This window comes from Streptomyces torulosus (assembly GCF_001419765.1).
Classification (GTDB): Bacteria; Actinomycetota; Actinomycetes; order Streptomycetales; family Streptomycetaceae; genus Streptomyces; species Streptomyces torulosus.
Window position 1 is genome coordinate 1 of sequence record NZ_LIRK01000305.1, and the last position, 22,766, is coordinate 22,766.

Annotated in this window: 18 protein-coding genes and 1 pseudogene; 8 read left to right on the forward strand and 11 right to left on the reverse strand. The window is 71.8% G+C overall.

Annotated features, from left to right (window positions below; all coding sequences use genetic code 11):
- Nucleotides 1-65: 65 nt before the first annotated feature.
- The 3 genes and pseudogenes from AOK23_RS21615 to AOK23_RS21625 all read right to left on the reverse strand — a co-directional run.
- On the reverse strand, nucleotides 66-455 hold the full coding sequence (locus AOK23_RS21615) for a hypothetical protein (RefSeq protein WP_055714342.1): 390 nt from the start codon (nucleotides 453-455) through the stop codon (nucleotides 66-68).
- A gap of 109 nt (nucleotides 456-564) precedes the next feature.
- Nucleotides 565-1,476 carry an SDR family oxidoreductase gene (locus AOK23_RS21620; protein WP_055714343.1) on the reverse strand — a complete coding sequence of 304 codons (912 nt, stop codon included), beginning with the start codon at nucleotides 1,474-1,476 and terminating at the stop codon, nucleotides 565-567.
- 365 nt (nucleotides 1,477-1,841) lie between these two features.
- Nucleotides 1,842-2,606: pseudogene (locus tag AOK23_RS21625) on the reverse strand (SDR family oxidoreductase); the annotation flags it as partial.
- A gap of 53 nt (nucleotides 2,607-2,659) precedes the next feature.
- Between AOK23_RS21625 and AOK23_RS21630 the strand changes: the two are divergent.
- Genes AOK23_RS21630 through AOK23_RS21645 form a run of 4 tightly spaced genes read left to right on the forward strand, consistent with a single transcriptional unit; the run spans nucleotide 2,660 to nucleotide 6,057 of the window.
- Nucleotides 2,660-3,421, forward strand: a complete 762-nt coding sequence (locus AOK23_RS21630) for an enoyl-CoA hydratase family protein (protein WP_055714344.1) — start codon at nucleotides 2,660-2,662, stop codon at nucleotides 3,419-3,421.
- Nucleotides 3,414-4,262, forward strand: a complete 849-nt coding sequence (locus tag AOK23_RS21635) for a CoA transferase subunit A (RefSeq protein WP_055714345.1) — start codon at nucleotides 3,414-3,416, stop codon at nucleotides 4,260-4,262. Before AOK23_RS21630 ends, AOK23_RS21635 begins: the two co-directional genes overlap by 8 nt.
- Entirely contained in the window at nucleotides 4,259-4,990 is a 732-nt protein-coding gene (locus AOK23_RS21640) for a CoA-transferase subunit beta (protein WP_055714346.1), read from the forward strand. The genes AOK23_RS21635 and AOK23_RS21640 overlap by 4 nt, the downstream gene beginning before the upstream one ends.
- A complete protein-coding gene (locus tag AOK23_RS21645) occupies nucleotides 4,990-6,057 on the forward strand; it encodes an NAD(P)H-dependent flavin oxidoreductase (RefSeq protein ID WP_055714347.1) in 1,068 nt (355 codons plus the stop codon). Before AOK23_RS21640 ends, AOK23_RS21645 begins: the two co-directional genes overlap by 1 nt.
- Before the next feature lie 299 nt (nucleotides 6,058-6,356).
- Here AOK23_RS21645 and AOK23_RS21650 read toward each other — a convergent pair whose 3' ends face one another.
- From AOK23_RS21650 to AOK23_RS21660, 3 genes are read right to left on the reverse strand one after another with little or no spacing between them, the layout of a single operon-like run.
- Nucleotides 6,357-7,514, reverse strand: coding sequence for an acetyl-CoA C-acetyltransferase (locus AOK23_RS21650; RefSeq protein WP_055714348.1), 1,158 nt, complete (start codon nucleotides 7,512-7,514; stop codon nucleotides 6,357-6,359).
- 33 nt (nucleotides 7,515-7,547) lie between these two features.
- Nucleotides 7,548-8,162, reverse strand: a complete 615-nt coding sequence (locus AOK23_RS21655) for a TetR/AcrR family transcriptional regulator (protein ID WP_055540542.1) — start codon at nucleotides 8,160-8,162, stop codon at nucleotides 7,548-7,550.
- A 14-nt stretch (nucleotides 8,163-8,176) separates the two neighbouring features.
- Entirely contained in the window at nucleotides 8,177-8,965 is a 789-nt protein-coding gene (locus AOK23_RS21660; RefSeq protein WP_055714349.1) for an SDR family oxidoreductase, read from the reverse strand.
- A gap of 68 nt (nucleotides 8,966-9,033) precedes the next feature.
- Between AOK23_RS21660 and AOK23_RS21665 the strand changes: the two genes are divergently transcribed.
- Both AOK23_RS21665 and AOK23_RS21670 read left to right on the forward strand, forming a co-directional pair.
- On the forward strand, nucleotides 9,034-10,176 hold the full coding sequence (locus AOK23_RS21665; protein WP_055714350.1) for an acyl-CoA dehydrogenase family protein: 1,143 nt from the start codon (nucleotides 9,034-9,036) through the stop codon (nucleotides 10,174-10,176).
- Between the two features lie 181 nt (nucleotides 10,177-10,357).
- The gene (locus AOK23_RS21670; RefSeq protein WP_055714351.1) at nucleotides 10,358-11,326 is read left to right on the forward strand and encodes an acyl-CoA dehydrogenase family protein; all 969 of its coding nucleotides are present in this window, start codon (nucleotides 10,358-10,360) and stop codon (nucleotides 11,324-11,326) included.
- Here the strand turns inward: AOK23_RS21670 and qcrB are convergent.
- Together qcrB and AOK23_RS21680 are read right to left on the reverse strand one after the other, a co-directional pair.
- On the reverse strand, nucleotides 11,304-12,935 hold the full coding sequence (qcrB, locus tag AOK23_RS21675; RefSeq protein WP_055714352.1) for a cytochrome bc1 complex cytochrome b subunit: 1,632 nt from the start codon (nucleotides 12,933-12,935) through the stop codon (nucleotides 11,304-11,306). The genes AOK23_RS21670 and qcrB overlap by 23 nt on opposite strands.
- Nucleotides 12,936-13,133: 198 nt before the next feature.
- Complete coding sequence (locus AOK23_RS21680; protein ID WP_055714353.1) at nucleotides 13,134-13,853, reverse strand: vWA domain-containing protein; 720 nt, start codon at nucleotides 13,851-13,853, stop codon at nucleotides 13,134-13,136.
- A gap of 209 nt (nucleotides 13,854-14,062) precedes the next feature.
- On the opposite strand from AOK23_RS21680, the gene AOK23_RS21685 reads away from it, so the two are divergent.
- Nucleotides 14,063-14,992 carry a rhomboid family intramembrane serine protease gene (locus AOK23_RS21685; RefSeq protein WP_055714357.1) on the forward strand — a complete coding sequence of 310 codons (930 nt, stop codon included), beginning with the start codon at nucleotides 14,063-14,065 and terminating at the stop codon, nucleotides 14,990-14,992.
- A gap of 171 nt (nucleotides 14,993-15,163) precedes the next feature.
- Here the strand turns inward: AOK23_RS21685 and AOK23_RS21690 are convergent, their stop codons facing one another.
- From AOK23_RS21690 to AOK23_RS21700, 3 genes are all read right to left on the reverse strand, one after another.
- The gene (locus AOK23_RS21690) at nucleotides 15,164-16,624 is read right to left on the reverse strand and encodes a glutamate synthase subunit beta (RefSeq protein ID WP_055714354.1); all 1,461 of its coding nucleotides are present in this window, start codon (nucleotides 16,622-16,624) and stop codon (nucleotides 15,164-15,166) included.
- Nucleotides 16,617-21,221: a glutamate synthase large subunit gene (gltB, locus tag AOK23_RS21695; RefSeq protein WP_055714355.1), complete on the reverse strand. Its 4,605-nt coding sequence runs from the start codon at nucleotides 21,219-21,221 to the stop codon at nucleotides 16,617-16,619. Before gltB ends, AOK23_RS21690 begins: the two co-directional genes overlap by 8 nt.
- A 371-nt stretch (nucleotides 21,222-21,592) precedes the next feature.
- Complete coding sequence (locus tag AOK23_RS21700) at nucleotides 21,593-22,321, reverse strand: VIT1/CCC1 transporter family protein (RefSeq protein WP_055714356.1); 729 nt, start codon at nucleotides 22,319-22,321, stop codon at nucleotides 21,593-21,595.
- 244 nt (nucleotides 22,322-22,565) lie between these two features.
- Here AOK23_RS21700 and AOK23_RS48905 point away from each other — a divergent pair.
- A partial coding sequence (locus tag AOK23_RS48905; protein ID WP_420823728.1) for a hypothetical protein occupies nucleotides 22,566-22,766 on the forward strand: 201 nt, incomplete at its 3' end.

The following is a 22,766-nucleotide window of genomic DNA, read 5'->3' on the forward strand; positions in this document are numbered from 1 at the left end:
GGTGGGTGGGGGTTGGTCGCGCACTTCCCCTCGGCTTGAGTCCGCGAGGCCGTCCGTCAGCGGCTTCAGCTCACGGCGACGACCAGGACGGCGCTGCCGTCCGGTTCCAGGGCAGGCTCGCCGACCAGAAGGTGCACGGCCGAGATGACGGCGGTGACAGCTCGCCAATCGTCGGGGACCACGGCGGCGACCCGCACCCGCGCTTGGCGGGGATCCAGGCCGCCGACGTCGAACGGAACCGCCGGGAGTCGGGTCTGCTGGGCCTGCTCATCTGGGGGTCCGCTGATCTGCAGTACCAGAGTGCGGCAGATCATCCCCTCCTCGGTGATCTGATCACGCATGGGACCGGCATACGCGAACGCGTCGGTCAGCGTCTCATTCACCGCGTCCACCGGCCCGAAGCCACGGCCGACGATCGAGATCAGCGCGGTGCCCGCGCGGAGCGTGTCCGTCATGGCGAGAGTCTCGCATCCGCCTCGGACAACGCAGCGGGGAGCACCGGACGGAGACCGAACACCCGCCACCCACCACCCAGTCGCAGGGCGAACGTTGCCTGATGCGGCACTAGGTGCCGTAGGTGCGGCCGGGTTGTTGGGCTTCTGCCAGGAGTTTCAGGGTGGTTTCGCCTGCTTCACCGGGGGTCCAGCGGGAAGGGCGGGTGGCTGTGGGGCCGGGGTGCCAGCCCTCCATGACCGTGATGCGGCCGCCCTCCGTCTCGAAGACGCGGCCGGTGACTCCGGTGCACGCGGCGGAGCCCAGCCAGACCACCAAGGGGGAGACGTTCTCCGGGGCCATCGTGTCGAAGCCGGTGCCGGGCGCGGCCATCGTCTCGGCGAAGACCCGCTCGGTCATCCTCGTGCGGGCCGCGGGGGCGATCGCGTTGACGAGGACGCCGTAGCGGCCCAGTTCCGCCGCCGCGACCAGCGTGAGGCCGATGATGCCCGCCTTGGCCGCGCTGTAGTTGCCCTGGCCGAGCGAGCCCAGGAGGCCGGCGCCGCTGCTCGTGTTGATGACGCGCGCCTCGGTGCGGCGGCCCTCCTTCGCCTCGGCGCGCCAGTGCAGGGCGGCGTGCTTCAGCGGGAGGAAATGGCCCTTGAGGTGGACGCGGAGAACGGCGTCCCAGTCGTCCTCGTCGAGGTTGACGAGCATGCGGTCGCGCAGGAAACCGGCGTTGTTGACCAGGGTGTCCAGGCGTCCGTACGTGTCGAGCGCGCTGCGGACGAGGGACGCGGCCCCGTCGGTCGTGGCGACGTCGCCGCCGTGGGCGATCGCCTCCCCTCCGGCGGCGCGGATCTCGTCGACGACCCGGGCGGCGGGGCTGTCGGGGTCCGGGGTGCCGTCCAGTCCCACGCCGAGGTCGTTGACGACGACACGGGCGCCCTCAGCGGCGTACGCGATGGCGTGTGCGCGCCCCAGTCCGCGCCCCGCGCCGGTCACGATCACCACGCGCCCCTCGCAGAGTCGTTGTCCGCTCATCGTCCGCCTCCTCGGGTTCCGTCACTGTCGTCGGGCATCGCCGCCCGGAGCGGGTCGCGCGCCGCGTCCCGACCGGTGTCGTCAGGCGTGCCTCGGTGGGGGGTGCGCGTAGAGCCCCGGACGGTGTCGCCGCCGGTCCTCCCCTCGACGCCCCGGCCGGTGCCGCCCTCGGCCTCCCGGCCAGCATCGCCCCCGACCGCCCCGCCGGTATCACCCCGAGCGCGCCGGTCAGCATCGCCCCCGGCCGCCCGACCGGTATCACCCCCAGCACCCCGGTCAGCATCGCCACCGGCGGGCTGGCCGGTGTCGGCGCTGGTGGCCCGGCCGAAATCACCCCCAGCGCCCCGAACAGCCTCAGCCCCGCCGTCCCGGTCCGGTGTAGCCGCCGCCAGGAACGCCGGGCGCTCACCGCCGCCATGGACCAGTAGGGACGCCCCGGTGATGTACGCCGCCGCGTCGGACGCGAGGAAGACCGCCGCCCCGCCGACGTCGGAGGGGTCGGCGAGGCGGCCGAGGGGGACCGTGCGGGCGACGGCCGCGACGCCGTGCTCGTCGCCGTAGTGGAGGTGGGACAGCTCCGTGCGGACCATGCCGAGGACGAGGGTGTTGACCCGGATGTCGGGGGCCCACTCCACGGCCATGGAGCGGGCGAGGTGTTCCAGGCCGGCCTTGGCGGCGCCGTACGCCGCGGAGCCGGGCGAGGGGCGGCTGCCGCTGACGCTGCCGATCATCACGATCGAGCCCCGCGACCGCCTCAGGTGCGCGTGGGCGGCGAGGGACACCGTCAGGGGCGCGGTGAGGTTGAGGTCGATGACGCGGGCGTGGCGGCGGGCGTCGACGGCGGTTTCGGTGCCGGGCTCGGTGCCGGTACCGGTGAGTGGTCGGTAGGGCGTGCCGCCCGCGTTGTTGACGAGGACGTCGACGCGGGGCAGGCCGTCGAAGAGGGCCTGGACGGCGTCCGGGTCACGGACGTCCACCGGTAGGAACTCGGCGCCCTTGAGCGGTGTGTCGGGTGGGCGGCGGGCGCAGATCACGACGTCGGCGCCCGCCCCGGCGAAGGCGTGGGCGATGCCGGCGCCGACGCCGCGTGTGCCGCCGGTGACGACGGCGAGCTTCCCGTTGAGCTCCATCCGCTGCTACCTTCCACCAAACAAACGTTAGGTGGAAGGTAGCTGATGCTCCCATGGGTGTCTCCACCTCGTCCCCGGAAAAGGGGACGGTTCTCGTCACGGTCGATTTCCCTCCGGTGAACGCCCTGCCGGTGCGGGGGTGGCTCGAGCTGGCCGACGCGGTGCGCGCGGCGGGGCGTGATCCGGCGGTCGGGTGTGTGGTGCTCGCGGCGGAGGGACGCGGGTTCAACGCGGGCGTCGACATCGTGGAGATCCAGGCGGCGGGGCAGCGCGCGCTGATCGGCGCCAACCAGGGCTGCGCGGAGGCCTTCGCGGCGGTGTACGAGTGCGAGGTGCCCGTGGTGGCGGCGGTGCAGGGGTTCTGCCTGGGCGGCGGGATCGGTCTGGCCGGGAACGCGGACGCGATCGTGGCGAGCGAGGACGCGACGTTCGGCCTGCCCGAGCTGGACCGGGGGGCGCTCGGGGCGGCGACGCATCTGGCGCGGCTGGTGCCGCAGCACCTGATGCGGGCGCTGTACTACACCTCGCGCACGGCGACCGCGGCCGAACTGCGCGCGCACGGCTCGGTGTGGCGGGTGGTGCCGCGGGACGAACTGCGCGCGGCCGCGTTGGAGTTGGCGGCGGAGATCGCCGCGAAGGACCGGCGGCTGATCCGGCTGGCCAAGGCCGCCATCAACGGCATCGACCCCGTCGACGTACGGCGCAGCTACCGCTTCGAGCAGGGCTTCACCTTCGAGGCGAACCTCAGCGGGGTCGCCGACGAGGTTCGCGGCACATTCGGCAGGGAGGGCAGGGAGGAGGGCGCGGATGAGTGACAAGACCATGACCGCCGAGGAGGCCGTGGCGCGGCTGGAGAGCGGGATGACCCTGGGCATCGGCGGCTGGGGGTCCCGGCGCAAGCCGATGGCCCTGGTGAGAGCGCTGCTCCGTACGGAGATCACTGATCTCACCGTCGTCTCGTACGGCGGCCCGGACGTGGGGATGCTCGCCGCCGCCGGACGGGTCCGGAAACTGGTCGCCGCGTTCGCCACGCTCGACTCGATCCCCCTGGAGCCGCATTTCCGCGCGGCCCGGGAACGCGGGGCGTTCGAGCTGATGGAGGTCGACGAGGCGATGTTCATGTGGGGCCTGCACGCCGCCGCGAACCGGCTGCCCTTCCTGCCGGTGCGGGCGGGCATCGGCTCGGACGTGATGCGGGTCAATCCCTCCCTGCGGACCGTCACCTCGCCCTACGACGACGGGGAGACCTTCGTCGCGATGCCCGCCCTGCGCATGGACGCCGCGTTCGTGCACGTCAACCGGGCCGACCGGCTCGGCAACGGCCAGTACCTCGGTCCGGACCCCTACTTCGACGACCTGTTCTGCGAGGCGGCCGACACCGCGTACGTCTCCTGCGAGCGGATCGTGGACACGGCCGAGCTGACCAAGGAGGCGCCGCCGCAGTCGCTGCTGATCAAGCGGCATGTGGTGACGGGCGTGGTGGAGGCGCCGAACGGGGCGCACTTCACGTCCTGCGCGCCGGACTACGCACGGGACGAGCCCTTCCAGAAGCGGTACGCGGGCACGGCGTGGCCGGAGTTCGCCGAACGGTTCCTCACCGGCGACGAACACGCCTACCAGGAGGCCGTGCGCGCCTGGCGCGAGGAGGAGGCATGAGCGGAGCGACCCGCGCCGAGTACTGCGTGATCGCGTGCGCCGAGGCATGGCGCGGGGCCGGGGAGATCCTCGCCAGCCCCATGGGGCTCGTCCCGTCGCTGGGCGCACGCCTCGCCCGGCGGACGTTCGCCCCGGACCTGCTGCTCACCGACGGCGAGGCGCTGCTCGTCGGCCCGGACGGCACCGTCGAGGGGTGGCTGCCCTACCGGCAGCACCTGGCCCTGGTCACCGGCGGCCGACGGCACGTGATGATGGGCGCGAGCCAGATCGACCGGTACGGCAACCAGAACATCTCCTGCGTCGGCGACTGGGCCCGCCCCCGGCGCCAGCTCCTCGGGGTGCGGGGCGCCCCGGTCAACACGCTGAACAACGCGACGAGTTACTGGGTGCCCCGGCATTCCCGGCGGGTGTTCGTGGAGAAGGTCGACATGGTGTGCGGGGTGGGGTACGACCGGGCCGCCGCGCATCACGCGGCGGCTCGCTTCCACCGGCTCCCCCGCGTCGTGTCCGACCTCGGGGTGTTCGACTTCGCCACCCCGGACCGCTCGATGCGGTTGGCCTCGCTGCACCCGGGGGTCACCGTCGAGCAGGTCGAGGAGGCCACCGGGTTCGCGCTCGCCGTACCGGAGGAGGTGCCGTACACACGGGAGCCGTCGGCCGAGGAGCTGCGGTTGATCCGTGAGGTGCTCGATCCGGAGAACGCCCGAGCACGGGAGGTCCGGGGGTGATGGACACCGCCCTCACCCGGCTCGTGGGCGTCCGCCATCCGATCGTGCAGACCGGGATGGGCTGGGTCGCCGGCCCCCGCCTGGTGTCCGCCACGGCCGAGGCGGGCGCCCTCGGCATCCTGGCGTCCGCGACGATGAGCCCGCAGCGGCTGCGAGACGCCGTACGGGAGGTGCGGTCCCGCACGGACGCGCCGTTCGGGGTGAATCTGCGGGCCGACGCCGGGGACGCCCGGGAACGGGTGCGGATCATCGTTGAGGAGGGCGTCCGGGTGGCGTCGTTCGCGCTCGCGCCGTCCAGGGAGCTGATCGCCGAGCTGAAGGACGCGGGGGTGGTCGTCATCCCGTCCGTGGGGGCCCGGCGGCATGCGGAGAAGGTGGCGGCGTGGGGCGCGGACGCGGTGGTCGTGCAGGGCGGGGAGGGCGGCGGGCACACCGGGGACGTGGCGACGACCGTGCTCCTGCCGCAGGTCGTGGACGCGGTGGGCATTCCCGTCGTCGCCGCGGGCGGCTTCCACGACGGGCGGGGGCTGGTCGCCGCACTCGCGTACGGGGCGGCCGGCGTCGCGATGGGCACACGGTTCCTGCTGACGTCGGACTCGACGGTGCCCGACGCGGTCAAGGCCCGCTATCTCGCGGCGACCGTCAAGGACGTCACCGTCACCAGGGCCGTGGACGGGCTGCCGCACCGCATGCTCCGCACGGAGTTCGTGGACGCCCTGGAGAGGTCCGGCCGTGCCCGCGCCCTGCTGCACGCGGTACGCCACGCGGCCGGCTTCCGCCGGATCTCGGGGCTCACCTGGCGCGGCATGATCCGGGACGGGCTCGCGATGAAGCACGGCAAGGACCTCACGTGGAGCCAGGTCCTGCTCGCCGCCAACACCCCGATGCTGCTGAGGTCCGCGATGGTGGACGGCCGGACGGACCTCGGAGTCATGGCCTCCGGCCAGGTCACCGGAGTCATCGACGACCTGCCGTCCTGCGAGGAGCTGGTGAACCGGATCATGAAGGAGGCGGAGGAGACACTGACGAGGCTGACGGCACCGGGGCGGCTCGGCCCCGAGGGCTGACGACGCCCCGGAGCCACCCGGCCACCCCCCGGTGCCAGGCGGCTGGGAGCCGCCCGCCCCTCGGCCGCCGACCACCGACCACCGGCACACCCACACCTCGACTCCACCGGGCTACCGGCACACCCACGCCTCGCCTCCACCGGGCCACCGGGCCACCGGGCCACCGGGCCACCGGGCCACCGGGCCACCGGGCCACCGGGCCACCGGGCCACCGGGCCACCGGGCCACCGGGATACGGTCCGCCCCGGCCCACCGCCCGGTTCGCTCGCAGCGGCGTCACCGTCGGCCCGGGGCGTGCCTCACACCCGCTCGATGATCGTCACGTTCGCCTGGCCGCCGCCCTCGCACATGGTCTGGAGGCCGAAGCGGCCGCCCGTGCGTTCCAGTTCGTGCAGGAGGGTCGTCATGAGCTTGGCGCCCGTCGCGCCCAGGGGGTGTCCGAGGGCGATGGCGCCGCCGTTGACGTTGACCTTCTCCGGGTCGGCGCCCGTCTCCTTCAGCCAGGCGAGGACGACAGGTGCGAAGGCCTCGTTGATCTCGACGAGGTCGATGGCGTCGAGGGAGAGGCCGGCCTTCTTCAGGGCGTACGCGGTCGCCGGTATCGGCGCGGTCAGCATCCGGATGGGGTCCTCTCCGCGCACGGAGAGGTGGTGGACGCGGGCGCGCGGGGTGAGCCCGTGCTCCTCGACGGCCCGCTCGGAGGCGAGCAGCAGCGCGGCGGCGCCGTCGGAGACCTGCGAGGAGCAGGCGGCGGTGACGGTGCCGCCGTCGATGACGGGCTTCAGCGCGGCCATCTTCTCCAGGGACGTGTCCCGGCGCGGCCCCTCGTCGACGGTCACGTCCCCGTACGGGACGGTCTCCCGCTCGAAGCGGCCCTCGTCGACGGCCCGCACCGCCCGCCGGTGGGAGCGCAGCGCGTACTCCTCCTGGTCGCGGCGGCTGATCCCCCACTTCGCGGCGATCATCTCGGCGCCGGCGAACTGGTTGACGGGCCGGTCCCCGTACCGGGCGCGCCAGCCCTCGCTGCCGGCGAACGGGCCCTCGGTGAGCCCGAGGGGCACGGCGGCCTGGCGGGAGGCGAAGGCGATGGGGACCATCGTCATGTTCTGGACGCCGCCGGCGACGACGAGGTCCTGGGTGCCGGACAGGACGGCCTGGGCGGCGAAGTGCACGGCCTGCTGGGAGGAGCCGCACTGCCGGTCGACGGTGGTGCCCGGCACCTCCTCGGGCAGTCCGGCGGCCAGCCAGCTGGTGCGGGCGATGTCACCGGCCTGCGGTCCCACGGTGTCCAGGCAGCCGAAGACGACGTCCTCCACGGCGGCGGGGTCCACACCCGCGCGCGCGACGAGCGCCTTCAGCACATGTGCGCCGAGGTCGGCGGGGTGCACCCCGCCGAGCCCTCCTCCGCGCCGCCCGACGGGCGTGCGGACCGCTTCGACGATGTAGGCCTCGGCCATGGCGACTCCCCGGACTCTTCGCTGAGTTGGTGGTCAGGTACGTACGGCGATCCCGTCCAGCACCATCGACAGGTACTGCCGGGCGATCTGCTCCGGGCTGTACTGCCCGCCGGGCCGGTACCAGGAGGCGGCGACCCACACGGTGTCGCGCACGAACCGGTAGGTGACCTTCGTGTCGAGGTCGGCCCGGAACTCCCCCTCGGCGACCCCGCGTTCCAGCGTGGACAGCCAGGTCTGTTCGAACTTGCGCTGCGACACCTCCAGGAACCCGAACCGGCGTTCCTGCGCGATCAGTTGCTTCGCCTCGTTCTGGTAGATCTCGACGGCCGCGCGGTGCCGGTCGATGGCCAGGAACGACTCGGTGACCAGGGACCGGAAGGTCTCGCTGGGCCCCAGTCCGGCGGCAAGGACGGTGTCGTACTGCTCCCAGAGCTCGTCGAGGAAGGTCCGCAGGATCTCCTCGAGCATCGCGTCCTTGGAGTCGAAGTAGTAGTAGAGGCTGCCCGCGAGCATGCCCGCGTCGTCCGCGATCCTGCGGACGGTGGTGGCGTTGTACCCCTGCTCGGCGAAGACCTCGGCCGCCCTGTCGAGGAGTTCACGACGGCGGGCGGGGGCGGCGGTCACCTGGGGCTTCTTCTTGGTCGGCACGCTGTTCATTGTCCTCAAGGGTGCTGGTTGCTGACGGACACGACCTCGCCCGTCAGGTACGAGGAGTAGCCGGACGCGAGGAACACGATCACGTTGGCCACCTCCCAGGGTTCGGCGTACCGCCCGAGGGCCTCGCGTTCGGTGAGTTCCGCCAGCAGTTCGGGGGTGGTCACCTTCGCGAGGTGCGGGTGCATGGCGAGGCTGGGCGACACGGCGTTGACGCGCACCCCGTACCCGGCCGCCTCGACGGCCGCGCAGCGGGTCAGCGCCATCACGCCCGCCTTCGCCGCCGCGTAGTGCGCCTGCCCGGCCTGGGCGCGCCAGCCGACGACGGAGGCGTTGTTGACGATCACGCCGCCGCCGGTCTCCCGCATGTGCCGCAGGGCGGCCCGGGTGCAGCGGAACGTGCCGTTGAGGGTCACGTCCAGCACCTTCGACCACTGCTCGTCGGTCATGTCGACGAGGTCCGAGGTGCCGCCGAGGCCCGCGTTGTTGACGACGACGTCGAGCCGTCCGTGCAGCCGGACGGCCGTGTCGAACAGGGCCCGTACCTGGTCCTCGTCGGTCACGTCGCACGCCGTCGCCGTGACCGCGTCCGCGCCGAACTCCCCGGCCAGCCGGGCCTCGTGCTCCTTGAGGCGGCGGGTGTGCGCGTCGCTGATCAGGACGCGGGCGCCCTCCTCCAGGAAGCGTCGCGCGGTCGCCCCGCCGATGCCCGCGCCGGCCGCCGCGGTGATGACGGCGGTACGGCCGCGGAGGAGGCCGTGGGCGGGGACGTAGGTCGGAGGCTCGACGTTCGTCATGAGGGCACGCTAACCTACCAAACACTTGTTAGGGAAGGTTGGGTGCTTGGCCGGAAAGAGGTGACCCCGTGGACCTCGCCCATTCCCCCGCCGACGAGGCGTTCCGCGCCGAGGCCCGCGCCTGGCTGCGCGAGCGTGTGCCGTCCGTGCCGCTGCCCTCCCTGGAGACCGAGGAGGGCTTCGCGGCCCACCGCGCCTGGGAGGCCGAACTGGCGGCCGACCGCTGGTCGGTGGTGAACTGGCCGGCCGCGTACGGGGGCCGGGACGCGGGTCTGATCCGCTGGCTGATCTTCGAGGAGGAGTACTACGCGGCGGGCGCCCCCGGCCGGGTCGGTCAGAACGGCGTCAACCTGCTCGCTCCCACCCTGTTCGACCATGGCACGCAGGAGCAGCGGGCGCGGGTGCTGCCGCCGATGGCCTCGGGTGAGGTGGTGTGGGCGCAGGCGTGGTCGGAGCCGGAGGCCGGTTCGGATCTGGCCTCGCTGACCTCGCGGGCGGTGCGTACCGACGGCGGCTGGCTGCTCAGGGGCCAGAAGACGTGGTCGTCGCGCGCGGCTTTCGCGGACCACGCGTTCGGGCTGTTCCGCAGCGAGCCGGGCACCCCGAAGCCGCATCAGGGGCTGACGTACCTCATGTTCGACCTGCGCGCGCCCGGTGTGACGGTCCGCCCGATCGGCCGCCTCGACGGAAAGCCGGCCTTCGCGGAGCTGTTCCTGGACGACGTGTTCGTGCCGGACGAGGACGTCATCGGCGAGCCGGGGCAGGGCTGGCGGATCGCGATGTCGACGGCCGGCAACGAACGCGGGCTGACGCTCCGCTCCCCCGGCCGCTTCCTCGCCTCCGCCGACCGGCTGCGCGACCTGTGGGAGGCCCGGGGCCGCCCGGCGACCGCCCGCGACGGGGTGGCCGACGCCCTGATCGGCGCCCGCGCCTACGAGCTGTTCACCTGGGCGAGCGCCTCCCGCTTCCTCGACGGCGAGTCCCTGGGCCCCGAGTCCAGCCTCAACAAGGTGTTCTGGTCGGAGTACGACATCGCCCTGCACGAGACCGCACTGGAACTCCTGGGCGAGGAGGGCGAGTTCACGGACACCGACTGGTCCGAGGGCTACCTCTTCTCCCTCGCCGGCCCGATCTACGCCGGCACCAACGAGATCCAGCGGGACATCGTCGCCGAACGCCTGCTGGGCCTGCCGAGGGGGCGTCGCGGGTGAACGCCGGCACGGGGAACGCGCGAGCGCCGCGTATGAACGCCGACGCGCGGACCGCACGAGCGCCGCACGCGGTCGTCGTCGCCGCCCCGACCGGCGGACAGCCCCTCCCGCCTCCACCACGCCCTCTCCCGAACCCGCTCCCCCTCCCTCTCCCGCTCCCCGTCCCGAAGGAGTCCCGCTGATGCGTTTCCTCCTCGACGCCGAGCAGCGGGCGTTCGCCGCGTCGCTGGACGCGATGCTGACGGCCGCGGACACCCCGGCGGTCGTGCGGGCCTGGGCCCGTGGGGAGCGCGCTGCGGGGCGGGCGCTGTGGGCGCGGGTCGCGCGGGCCGGCGTGTTCGCGCTGGCGGCGCCGGAGGCGTACGAGGGGGTGGGCCCCCTGCCCGTCGAACTCACGGTGGCCTTCGTGGAGTTGGGGCGGCACGCCGCACCGGGCCCGTTCGTGGAGACGGTGGCGGCCACGGTGCTCCTCGCCGGACTGGACGACCCGGGCCCGGCGAAGCGGCTGCTCCCGGCGCTGGTGTCGGGGGAGGCGATGGCCACGGTCACGCCACCGGGGTCGTCGTACGCGCTGGACGGGGACGCGGCGACCACCCGTCTGTCCCTGAGCGGGCCCGAACTGCGGCTGTCCCCCGGCCATGGCCCGGTCCGCCCGTCGCTGGACCCGGCCCGCCGCCCGACGCCTCTCTCCCTGGGCGGTGAACTCCTCGCCACCGATCCGCCCGTCGCCCGAGCGGTCCTGTGGGCGCGGCTCGCGGTCGCCGCGCAGGCCCTCGGCGTCGGTCTCGCCCTCCTGGACAGGACGGTGGCGTACGTCGGGCAGCGCACCCAGTTCGGGGTGCCCGTCGGCTCGTTCCAGGCGGTGAAGCACCGGCTGGCCGACGCGAAGGTGGCCCTGGAGTTCGCGCGCCCGCTGGTGTTCGGCGCGGCGGTCACCCTGGACCCGGCGGACGTGGCCGCCGCCAAGGTCATGGCCTGCGAGGCGGCGTACCGGGCCGCCCGCACGGCGCTCCAGTCGCACGGCGCGATCGGCTACACCGCGGAGTACGACCTGTCCCTGTGGTTGACGAAGGCCCGGGCGCTGCGCTCGGCGTGGGGGTCGCCGGACGACTGCCGGGCGACGGTGCTCAGTGGTGATCGCCGCCGGTGAGCCGCCGGTACTCCTCCGGGGTCGGTTTCGGGACGCGGGTGCCGGGGCCGAACATGGCGTGGGCGAGGCGGGCGCGCAGCCGGTCCACCGGTCGGACGCGGCGCCGGACGCCGTTCGCGTCGACGAGCGGCCCGGTCTCGTAGGGCGGGGGCTGTTCGTGCTGGGTGAGCGTGAACAGCTGCGCCGGGGTGAGCGGTTCGTGGACCTCGACGTACTCGCCGTGCGGGAGCCGTTTGATGATGCCGGTCTCACGGCCGTGGAGCACCTTGTCGCGGTCCCGGCGTTGCAGTCCCATGCAGACGCGCCGGGTGACGACGAACGCGACGACGGGCACCACGAAGAAGCCGATGCGCACCGCCCAGGTGATCGCGTTGATGGACAGGTGCAGATGGGTGGCGACGATGTCGTTGCCGCCGCCGATGAGGAGGACGCCGTAGAGGCTGAGCCAGGCGACGCCGAGGCCGGTGCGCACGGGGACGTTGCGGGGCCGGTCGAGGAGGTGCTGTTCGCGCTTGTCGCCGGTGATCCAGGCCTCGACGAAGGGGTAGAGGCCGATGGCCAGCATGATCAGCGGGAAGAGGGAGAAGGGGATGAAGACGCCGAGGTTGAGGGTGTGTCCGAAGGCGTTGATCTCCCAGCCCGGCATCACCCTGATCAGACCCTCGGAGAAGCCCAGGTACCAGTCGGGCTGGGCGCCGGTGGTGACCAGGTCGGCCCGGTAGGGGCCGAAGGCCCACACGGGGTTGATGGTGGCTATGGCGCCCATGAAGGTGAGCACCCCGAAGACGAGGAAGAAGAAGCCGCCGGCCTTGGCCAGGTAGACGGGCAGGAAGGGCATGCCGACCACGGACTTCTGGTCCCGGCCGGGCCCCGGGTACTGGGTGTGCTTGTGGTGGAAGACCAGGATCAGATGGGCGACGACCAGCGCCAGCATGATCCCGGGCAGCAGCAGCACATGGATCGGGAAGAGCCGGGAGATGATGTCGTGCCCGGGGAACTCCCCGCCGAACAGGAAGAACGACAGGTACGTCCCCACGACCGGGACGGACAGGATGGCGCCCTGCGCGAAGCGGAGGCCGGTGCCGGAGAGCAGGTCGTCCGGGAGTGAGTAGCCCGTCAGGCCGGTGATGATGCCGAGGAACAGCAGGGTCCAGCCGAACAGCCAGTTCATCTCGCGGGGCTTGCGGAACGCGCCCGTGAAGAAGACCCGCATCATGTGCACGAGCATCCCGGCGACGAAGACGAGCGCCGCCCAGTGGTGGATCTGCCGGATGAGCAGGCCGCCGCGCACATCGAAGCTGATCTCCAGCGTGGACTCGTAGGCGCGGGTCATCAGGACGCCGTTGAGCCGCTCGTAGGTGCCGTTGTACTCGACCTCGACGCCGCTCGGCTCGAAGAACAGGGTGAGCCAGACACCGGTGAGGATGAGGACGAGGAAGCTGTAGAGGCAGATCTCGCCGAGCATGAAGGACCAGTGGTCCGGGAACACCTTGCGCAGATTGGCCCTGGCGAGCCCGTACAGCCCGAGCCGCCCGTCGGCCCAGTCGGCGACCCGCTCCCCCGTGCCGCCGCCCGCCCTTGTCGCTCCTGTCGCTCGCGCGCCGTCCATGCGTCGCCCTCCCCTTGGCTCGTCCAAGAGTGGCAGCCGGGCCCGCGGTTGTAAATGGGGAGCACTCCCCACTTTGCCTGTGGCTGCCACTTCCCCTGCGACGAGCCGGGGCCGGCCGATGTGACATCCCGGCCGGACTCGGCCCTGGTCTCCCTCCCCGGCCGGGACACGGCCCAGGCCTCTCCCCTACCAGGCCGGTTACGCGACGATCCCCTGTGCCCGCGCCTCCACCAGCCACTTCGGGAACTCGCCCAGCAGCCGGTCGTACAGTTCCCCGTCGGACAAGGCACCGGGATCCGAACCGGCGTGGAAGAAACCGGCGTTGTCGACGACCCGCTTGCCGGGCACGGACAGCTCGTCGAGCCTGCGCAGGAAGTCGAACTGCCGGCTGTCCGGGTCCCCGAAACCGATGAACTGCCAGAACAGCGGCAGCCGCGCGGCCTTGCACACATACCGCTCGGCTGCGAGCTTGCTGGTGGGGCCGCCGTCCGTCTGGAAGACCACGAGGGCGGGGTCCTCGGCACCGCGGTCGAGGTAGTGGTCGATGACCGCGTCCATGGCCAGGTGGTAGTCGGTCTTCCCCATGTGTCCGAGCCCGGCGACGATCCGCTCGATCCGGCCGTGGTGGTCGGCGAGCCCGATCTCCGTGACCGCGTCGACGCCGGTGGAGAAGAAGACGACCGGCACGATCCCGTCGTCGTCGAGCTGCGCGGACAGCCCGAGCACCCGGTCGGCGAGGGCCTGCACGCTGCCGTCCTTGTAGTACGGCCGCATGGAGCCGCTGTGGTCGACGACGAGATACACGGCGGCGCGCTGCCCGCGCAGCCCGTGCTTGTCGAGGGAGACCCCTGCGGCCTTGTAGAGGTCCACGAGCGCGGGGGCCGTCTCCCGCACCTTGCTGAGACTGATAGCGGGCATAAGGGCCCTCCTGGCGTACGGGGTCGACGGGCCCCCGAGGCTACGGCGTCCGGGGGGCGCCGGGGACGGGATCACCTCCGGCGTCCTCCCACACCTCCGCCCGCACCCCCATACGCCTCCCCGTCACCCTTCACCCCCGATGGTTCGCTATTTTGTTCGCCGCCGTCCTCACCGGCTCGTCATCAGTCCGCACCCTCAAGGAGCCGGCCGTGGAACCCCAGTCGCCGTCGTCGTCCGAGCCCGCCGTCACCACCTGCTATCGGCACCCCAAGGTGGAGGCGTATGTCCGCTGCACGCGCTGCGACCGCTTCATCTGCCCGGACTGCATGCGTGAGGCGGCCGTGGGCCACCAGTGCCCCGAGTGTGTGAAGGAGGGCGCCCGGACCGTCCGTCAGGCCCGCACCGCCTTCGGCGGCCGGATCTCCGCGGTGCCCCTGGTGACGTACGTCCTCATCGGCCTCAACGTCCTCGCCTACGTGGCCGAACTGGTCCGCCCCTCCGTCGTGGACGACTTCGCGGTACTGGGCCGGGGCCTCACCGGCCCGGACGGCCTGCACTACGTCTGGCAGGCCGTCTATCCGTCCGACTTCCACCCCGAGGGCGTCATCGACGGCGAGTGGTACCGCCTCCTCACCGGGGCGTTCCTCCATCTCCCGCCCACCGAGGGCACGTTCGGCGTCCTCCACATCGTGATGAACATGGTCACGCTGTGGAACGTCGGCCGGATCGTCGAGGCCCAGCTGGGCCGCGCCCGCTACCTGGCCCTCTACCTCCTGTCCGCCCTCGGCGGTTCGGTGCTCGTCCTCCTCCTCGCCCCGGACGCCCGCACGGTCGGCGCCTCCGGCGCCCTCTTCGGCGTCTGCACGGCGTACTACGTCCTCGCCCGCCGCCTCGGCGCCGACCCCAGGGGCATCAACCGCTTCATGGCGGGCCTGCTGATCTGGCTGGTGCTCTCGGCGGTCGTCACCTCCTGGCAGGGCCACCTCGGCGGCCTCCTCACCGGCGGCCTCATCGCCCTCGCCTACGCCTACGCCCCGCGCGACCGGCGCCGCGTCCTCGTCCAGGCGAGCGCCTGCGCGGTGGTCCTCGCCCTCCTGCTGGTGCTGGCGGTGGCGAAGGTCGCGGCGATGACGAGCTGAGCGCGAGGGGGCGCCGCCCGGCCGCCCCACCGCGTCTCCACATGCGACAGCGCCTGCCCAGTCGTCCGGTCGGGGACTGGCGGGCAGGCGCCATCTGTGTTCCGTACGCCGTTGTACGGGACGTATGGGGGGTGACCCGGAGGTCACCCGGTGGTGCGGTCGGTGCGGTCGTCAGACCATCAGCGAGCGGTCCGTGGGCCTGATCGGTGCCGGCAGGTCGCTCGCGCCCGTCAGGAAGCGGTCGCAGCCGCGGGCGGCCGAGCGGCCCTCCGCGATCGCCCACACGATGAGCGACTGGCCGCGGCCGGCGTCACCGGCGACGAACACACCCGGCACGTTCGTCTGGAAGTCGGCGTCGCGGGCGATGTTGCCGCGCTCGTCGAGCTCCAGGCCGAACTGCTCGACCAGGCCGTTCTCCCGGTCGGTGCCGGTGAAGCCCATCGCGAGGGTGACCAGCTGGGCGGGGATCTTGCGCTCCGTGCCCGGCTTCTGCGTCAGCTTGCCGTCGACGAACTCGACCTCGACGAGGTGCAGCCACTGGACGTTGCCGTCCTCGTCGCCCTCGAAGTGGGTGGTGGAGACGGAGTAGACCCGCTCGCCGCCCTCCTCGTGCGCCGAGGTGACCTTGTAGAGCATCGGGAAGGTCGGCCACGGCTGGTTGGGGGCCCGGTCCTCGCCCGGCTTCGGCATGATCTCCAGCTGGGTGACGGAGGCCGCGCCCTGGCGGTGGGCGGTGCCCACGCAGTCCGCGCCGGTGTCGCCGCCGCCGATGACCACGACGTGCTTGCCCTCGGCCGTGATGGGGGGCGCCACGAAGTCGCCCTCCTGCACCTTGTTGGCCAGCGGCAGGTACTCCATGGCCTGGTGGATGCCGTTCAGCTCACGGCCGGGGACCGGCAGGTCACGCGCGGTCGTGGCTCCGGCGGCGATCACGACGGCGTCGTACCGCTTCTTCAGGTCGGTCGCCTTGAGGTCGCGGCCGATCTCGATGCCGGTACGGAAGCGGGTGCCCTCCGCGCGCATCTGCTCGATGCGGCGGTTGATGTGCCGCTTCTCCATCTTGAACTCGGGGATGCCGTAGCGGAGCAGACCGCCGACGCGGTCGGCGCGCTCGTACACCGCGACCGTGTGACCGGCCCGCGTCAGCTGCTGCGCCGCCGCGAGGCCCGCCGGGCCGGAGCCGATGACCGCGACCGTCTTGCCGGACAGGCGCTCCGGGGCCTGGGGCGCGACGTCGCCGCTGTCCCACGCCTTGTCGATGATCGAGACCTCGACGTTCTTGATGGTGACGGCCGGCTGGTTGATGCCGAGCACACACGCCGACTCGCACGGGGCCGGGCACAGGCGGCCCGTGAACTCCGGGAAGTTGTTGGTGGCGTGCAGGCGCTCGGAGGCGGCCGCCCAGTCCTCGCGGTAGGCGTAGTCGTTCCACTCGGGGATGAGGTTCCCGAGCGGACAGCCGTTGTGGCAGAACGGGATGCCGCAGTCCATGCAGCGGGACGCCTGCTTCGAGATGATCGGGAGCAGCGAACCCGGGACGTAGACCTCGTTCCAGTCCTTCAGCCGGACGTCGACGGGGCGGGACTTGGCGACCTCGCGGCCGTGGTTGAGAAAGCCCTTGGGATCAGCCATTGGTCGCCGCCTCCATCATCTTCTCGGTGATCTCGGTCTCGGAGAGACCGGCTCGCTCGGCGGCGTCCTTGGCGGCGAGCACTGCCTTGTACGTGCTGGGGATGATCTTGCTGAAGCGGGTCACGGCCTCGTCCCACTCCGCGAGCAGCTTCTCGGCGACCGTGGAGCCGGTCTCCTCGGCGTGGCGGCGCACCACGTCGTGCAGCCACTGCTTGTCGGTGTCGTCGAGCGCCTCGACGGCGTTCACGTTGCCGACGTTGACGTTGTCGCGGTCGAGGTCGATGACGTACGCGACGCCGCCGGACATACCGGCCGCGAAGTTGCGGCCCGTCTCGCCGAGGACGACCGCGTGACCGCCGGTCATGTACTCGCAGCCGTGGTCGCCCACGCCCTCGGAGACGACCAGCGCACCGGAGTTGCGGACGCAGAACCGCTCGCCCGTGCGGCCGCGCAGGAACAGCTCACCGCCGGTCGCGCCGTAGGCGATCGTGTTGCCCGCGATGGTCGAGTACTCGGCGAGGTGGTCGGCGCCCCGGTCCGGGCGGACGATGACCCGGCCGCCGGAGAGGCCCTTGCCGACGTAGTCGTTGGCGTCGCCCTCCAGGCGCAGCGTGACACCGCGCGGGAGGAAGGCGCCGAAGGACTGGCCCGCGGAGCCGGTGAAGGTGATGTCGATGGTGTCGTCGGGCAGGCCCGCGCCACCGAACTTCTTCGTCACCTCGTGGCCGAGCATGGTGCCGACCGTGCGGTTGATGTTGCGGACCTTGACCTGGGCGCGCACGGGCTGGGCCTCGGTCGCGTCGGAGGCGGCCAGGGCGTCCGCCGCGAGCTTGATCAGCTCGTTGTCGAGCGCCTTCTCCAGGCCGTGGTCCTGCTCGATGAGCCGGTGGCGCACCGCGCCCTCGGGCAGCTCGGGCACGTGGAACAGCGGCTCCAGGTCCAGGCCCTGCGCCTTCCAGTGGTCGACGGCGCGTTCCACGTCGAGGACCTCGGCGTGGCCGACGGCCTCCTCGATGGAGCGGAAGCCCAGCTCGGCCAGCAGCTCGCGGACCTCCTCGGCGATGAACCGGAAGAAGTTCACGACGTACTCGGCCTTGCCGGAGAACCGGTCGCGCAGGGTCGGGTTCTGCGTGGCGATGCCGACGGGGCAGGTGTCGAGGTGGCAGACGCGCATCATGACGCAGCCGGACACGACGAGCGGCGCGGTCGCGAAGCCGAACTCCTCCGCGCCGAGCAGCGCGGCGATGACCACGTCACGGCCGGTCTTCAGCTGGCCGTCGGTCTGGACGACGATGCGGTCGCGCAGGCCGTTGAGCAGCAGGGTCTGCTGGGTCTCGGCGAGACCGAGCTCCCAGGGGCCGCCGGCGTGCTTCAGCGAGGTCAGCGGGGAGGCACCGGTGCCGCCGTCGTGACCCGAGATGAGGACGACGTCCGCGTGGGCCTTGGACACACCGGCCGCGACCGTGCCGACGCCGACCTCGGAGACCAGCTTCACGTGGATGCGGGCCTGCGGGTTGGCGTTCTTGAGGTCGTGGATCAGCTGCGCCAGGTCCTCGATGGAGTAGATGTCGTGGTGCGGCGGCGGGGAGATCAGGCCCACGCCCGGCGTCGAGTGACGCGTCTTCGCGACCCACGGGTACACCTTGTGGCCGGGCAGCTGGCCGCCCTCACCGGGCTTGGCGCCCTGGGCCATCTTGATCTGGATGTCGTCCGCGTTGACCAGGTACTCGGAGGTCACACCGAAGCGGCCGGAGGCGACCTGCTTGATGGACGACCGGCGCGCCGGGTCGTACAGGCGCTCGGGGTCCTCGCCGCCCTCACCGGTGTTGGACTTGCCGCCCAACTGGTTCATGGCGATGGCGAGGGTCTCGTGCGCCTCCTTGGAGATGGAGCCGTACGACATGGCGCCGGTCGAGAACCGCTTGACGATCTCGGAGACCGGCTCGACCTCGTCGACGGGGATCGGCTGCCGGTCCGACTGGAAGCCGAACAGGCCGCGCAGCGTCATCAGCCGCTCGGACTGCTCGTTCACCCGCTCGGTGTACTTCTTGAAGATGTCGTAGCGGGCCGCGCGCGTGGAGTGCTGGAGGCGGAAGACCGTCTCCGGGTCGAACAGGTGCGGTTCGCCCTCGCGGCGCCACTGGTACTCGCCGCCTATGTCCAGGGCGCGGTGCGCCGGGGCGATGCCGGAGGCGGGGTACGCCTTGGCGTGGCGGGCGGCGACCTCCTTGGCGATGACGTCGATGCCGACGCCGCCGATCTTGGTGGCCGTGCCGTTGAAGTACTTCTCGACGAAGTCGTCCGCGAGGCCGACGGCCTCGAAGACCTGGGCGCCGCGGTAGGAGGCCACGGTGGAGATGCCCATCTTCGACATGACCTTCAGGACGCCCTTGCCGAGGGCGTAGATCAGGTTGCGGATGGCCTGCTCGGCCTCGATGTCGGAAAGGAACGTTCCGGCGCGGACGAGGTCCTCGACGGACTCCATCGCCAGGTACGGGTTGACGGCGGCGGCGCCGTAGCCGATGAGCAGGGCGACGTGGTGGACCTCGCGGACGTCACCGGCCTCGACCAGCAGGCCCACCTGGGTGCGCTGCTTGGTGCGGATGAGGTGGTGGTGGACGGCAGCGGTGAGCAGCAGCGACGGGATCGGCGCGTGCTCGGCGTCCGAGTGGCGGTCCGACAGGACGATCAGCCGGGCGCCGTTCTCGATGGCGGCGTCGGCCTCGGCGTAGATCTCCTCGATGCGCGCGGCGAGGGCGTCACCGCCGCCGGAGACCCGGTACAGGCCGGAGAGGGTCGCGGCCTTCATGCCGGGCATGTCGCCGTCGGCGTTGATGTGGATGAGCTTGGCCAGCTCGTCGTTGTCGATCACCGGGAAGGGCAGGGTGACGCTGCGGCACGACGCGGCGCTCGGCTCCAGGATGTTGCCCTCGGGGCCCAGCGAGGAGCGCAGCGAGGTGACCAGCTCCTCGCGGATCGCGTCCAGCGGCGGGTTGGTGACCTGCGCGAACAGCTGGGTGAAGTAGTCGAACAGGAGCCGGGGGCGGGAGGACAGCGCGGCGATCGGCGAGTCGGTGCCCATGGAGCCGATCGGCTCGGCGCCGGCCTTGGCCATCGGCGCGAGGATGACGCGCAGCTCCTCCTCGGTGTACCCGAAGGTCTGCTGGCGGCGGGTGACCGAGGCGTGGGTGTGCACGATGTGCTCGCGCTCGGGCAGGTCGGACAGCTCGATCTCGCCGGCCTCCAGCCACTCCGCGTACGGGTGCTCGGCGGCGAGGCCGGCCTTGATCTCGTCGTCCTCGATGATGCGGTGCTCGACGGTGTCGACGAGGAACATACGGCCGGGCTGCAGGCGGCCCTTGCGGACGACCTTCGCGGGGTCGATGTCGAGGACGCCGACCTCGGAGCCGAGGACGACGAGGCCGTCGTCGGTGACCCAGTAGCGGCCGGGACGCAGTCCGTTGCGGTCGAGGACCGCTCCGACCTGACGGCCGTCGGTGAAGGTGACACAGGCCGGGCCGTCCCAGGGCTCCATCATCGTGGAGTGGAACTGGTAGAAGGCGCGGCGGGCCGGGTCCATGGAGTCGTGGTTCTCCCACGCCTCCGGGATCATCATCAGCACGGAGTGCGGGAGCGAACGGCCGCCGAGGTGGAGCAGTTCGAGCACCTCGTCGAAGGACGCCGAGTCGGAGGCGTCCGGCGTGCAGATCGGGAAGATCCGCTCCAGCTTCTCCTGCGGGCCGAACAGGTCGGAGACGAGCTGGGACTCGCGGGCGACCATCCAGTTGCGGTTGCCCTTGACCGTGTTGATCTCGCCGTTGTGTGCGACGAAGCGGTACGGGTGGGCGAGCGGCCACGACGGGAACGTGTTGGTGGAGAACCGGGAGTGCACGAGCGCGATCGCGGAGGCGAAGCGGCGGTCGGACAGGTCCGGGAAGAAGGGCTCCAGCTGGCCGGTGGTCAGCATGCCCTTGTAGACGATGGTCCGCGCGGACAGCGAGGGGAAGTAGACGTCGACCTCGCGCTCGGCGCGCTTGCGCAGCACGAACGTCTTGCGGTCGAGGTCGATGTCCGTGGCGGGCACCGCGGCGCCGTCGGCGACGAAGATCTGGCGGAAGGCGGGCATCGTCGAGCGGGCCGTGGCGCCGAGCAGCTCGGGCGCGACGGGCACCTCGCGCCAGCCGAGGACGGTCAGGCCCTCCTCGGCGGCGATGGCGTCGATGCGGGCGGCCGCGTCGTCGGCGCCGTCCTCGGGCAGGAAGGCGATGCCGACCGCGTACGCACCGGCCTCGGGCAGCTGGAATCCGGCCACCTCACGGAAGAAGCCGTCAGGCACCTGGGAGAGGATGCCGGCGCCGTCGCCGGAGTCCGGCTCGGAGCCGGTGGCACCGCGGTGTTCCAGGTTGCGCAGAACGGTGAGCGCCTGCTCGACCAGCGCATGGCTCGCCTCGCCGGTGAGGGTGGCCACGAAGCCGACGCCACAGGCGTCGCGCTCGTTGCGGGGGTCGTACATACCCTGCGCAGCAGGGCGAGCATCCATGAACGACCACTTCTGGCCATTCGTGGAGTGCTGGGACGGCTGGCGCGGCGTACGCATCGGCTCTCCCGTCGTCGTCATCTGGCATATGCAATTGCCGAGGGACGACGTTGGCCCTCTGCGCGGAGTGCAAAATTTCGTGCAGGTTACATGATGGAGCGATTCTCGGGAACCGGGATAGTTCGTTCCAACATGCGGACGCCGCGGCGCTGAGCGGGTGCGGCGCACAGCGGCGGGAGCAAGGGGAGTCAGCCGGACAGATCCATGTCCTTCGACTCGATGTGCGGGGGGCGTCGTCGCTCCCTGCGGCAGGGTGCGGTGCAGGCGTCATTGCCGGCGGCGCTTACGGCTCATGCCCAGCGGTTAAGCATTCGAAACCGCGTAGTAACGACTACTTATACGGCCCCTCGCATACGTAGCCATCCGATTCATCATACGGCCGCACCGAACAGCGTGCCCAGGGCGTACGTCACACCGGCCGCGGCACCTCCGAGGGCCAGCTGACGCAGCCCGCTGAACCACCAGCTTCTGGCCGTCACCTTCGCCACCAGGGCACCACAGGCGAAGAGTCCCAGCAATGCCACCAGAACGGCGGGCCACAGTGTGCTCGCGCCGAGCAGATACGGCAGCACGGGCAGCAGGGCACCGAGCGCGAAGGCCCCGAAGCTCGACACGGCGGCGACCGTGGGCGAGGGGAGGTCGCCCGGGTCGATGCCCAGCTCCTCACGGGCATGGATCTCCAGGGCCTGCTCGGGATCGTGCGAGAGCTGTCTCGCGACCTCGCGGGCGAGCTCCGGCTCGACACCGCGGGCCTCGTAGAGGGCGGCCAGCTCCTTCTCCTCGTCCTTGGGGTGCTTGCGCAACTCGCGCCGCTCGACATCCAGTTCCGCCTCGACGAGTTCGCGCTGCGAGGCCACGGAGGTGTACTCGCCGGCCGCCATCGAGAAGGCCCCGGCGGCCAGCCCCGCGAGCCCGGCGATGACGACCGCCTCCCGGCCGGCCGTCCCGCCGGCGACACCGGTCATCAGCGCCAGGTTGGACACGAGCCCGTCCATCGCCCCGAACACGGCGGGCCGCAGCCAGCCGCCGTTCACGTCCCGGTGGGTGTGGTTGTCGCGGTGCGCCACGTGGAGCGCTGCTTCGGTGTCAATGATCGCCATACGTCGAACGTACGCTCGGAAAATCGCTTCTGCCAGCAAGGAAGGCCGTACTTACCTGCGGCTGAGCGGGAGTTCGGCGGCGTCCGGACGGGCTTCGCGGCTGTTCGAGGAATCGGCGCCGCTCATTCGTACAGGACCCCGCACAGATGTCGACCGGGTGATACCGGACCGTTCCGGGGCCCGGTCGGGCACGCGATGTGGCAGAGATCTTCACAGAGAAATCTTCAGAACGGATCAACTGCCCATGGTGCCGCGCGGGACCCACCGGTCGGAGCACGCACGGGGCACCGAGGAGCACCACCGGGTCGCCGCGGGCACCGCACCCGACACCACAGGGACCACCGGCACACCGGTCCGTCCGGGCACCCCCCGGGTGCCGCACCGCCCGGCGACGCACCGGCCACAGCGGCCCACACACCGCCGCCCCACCCACACCACCCAGCAG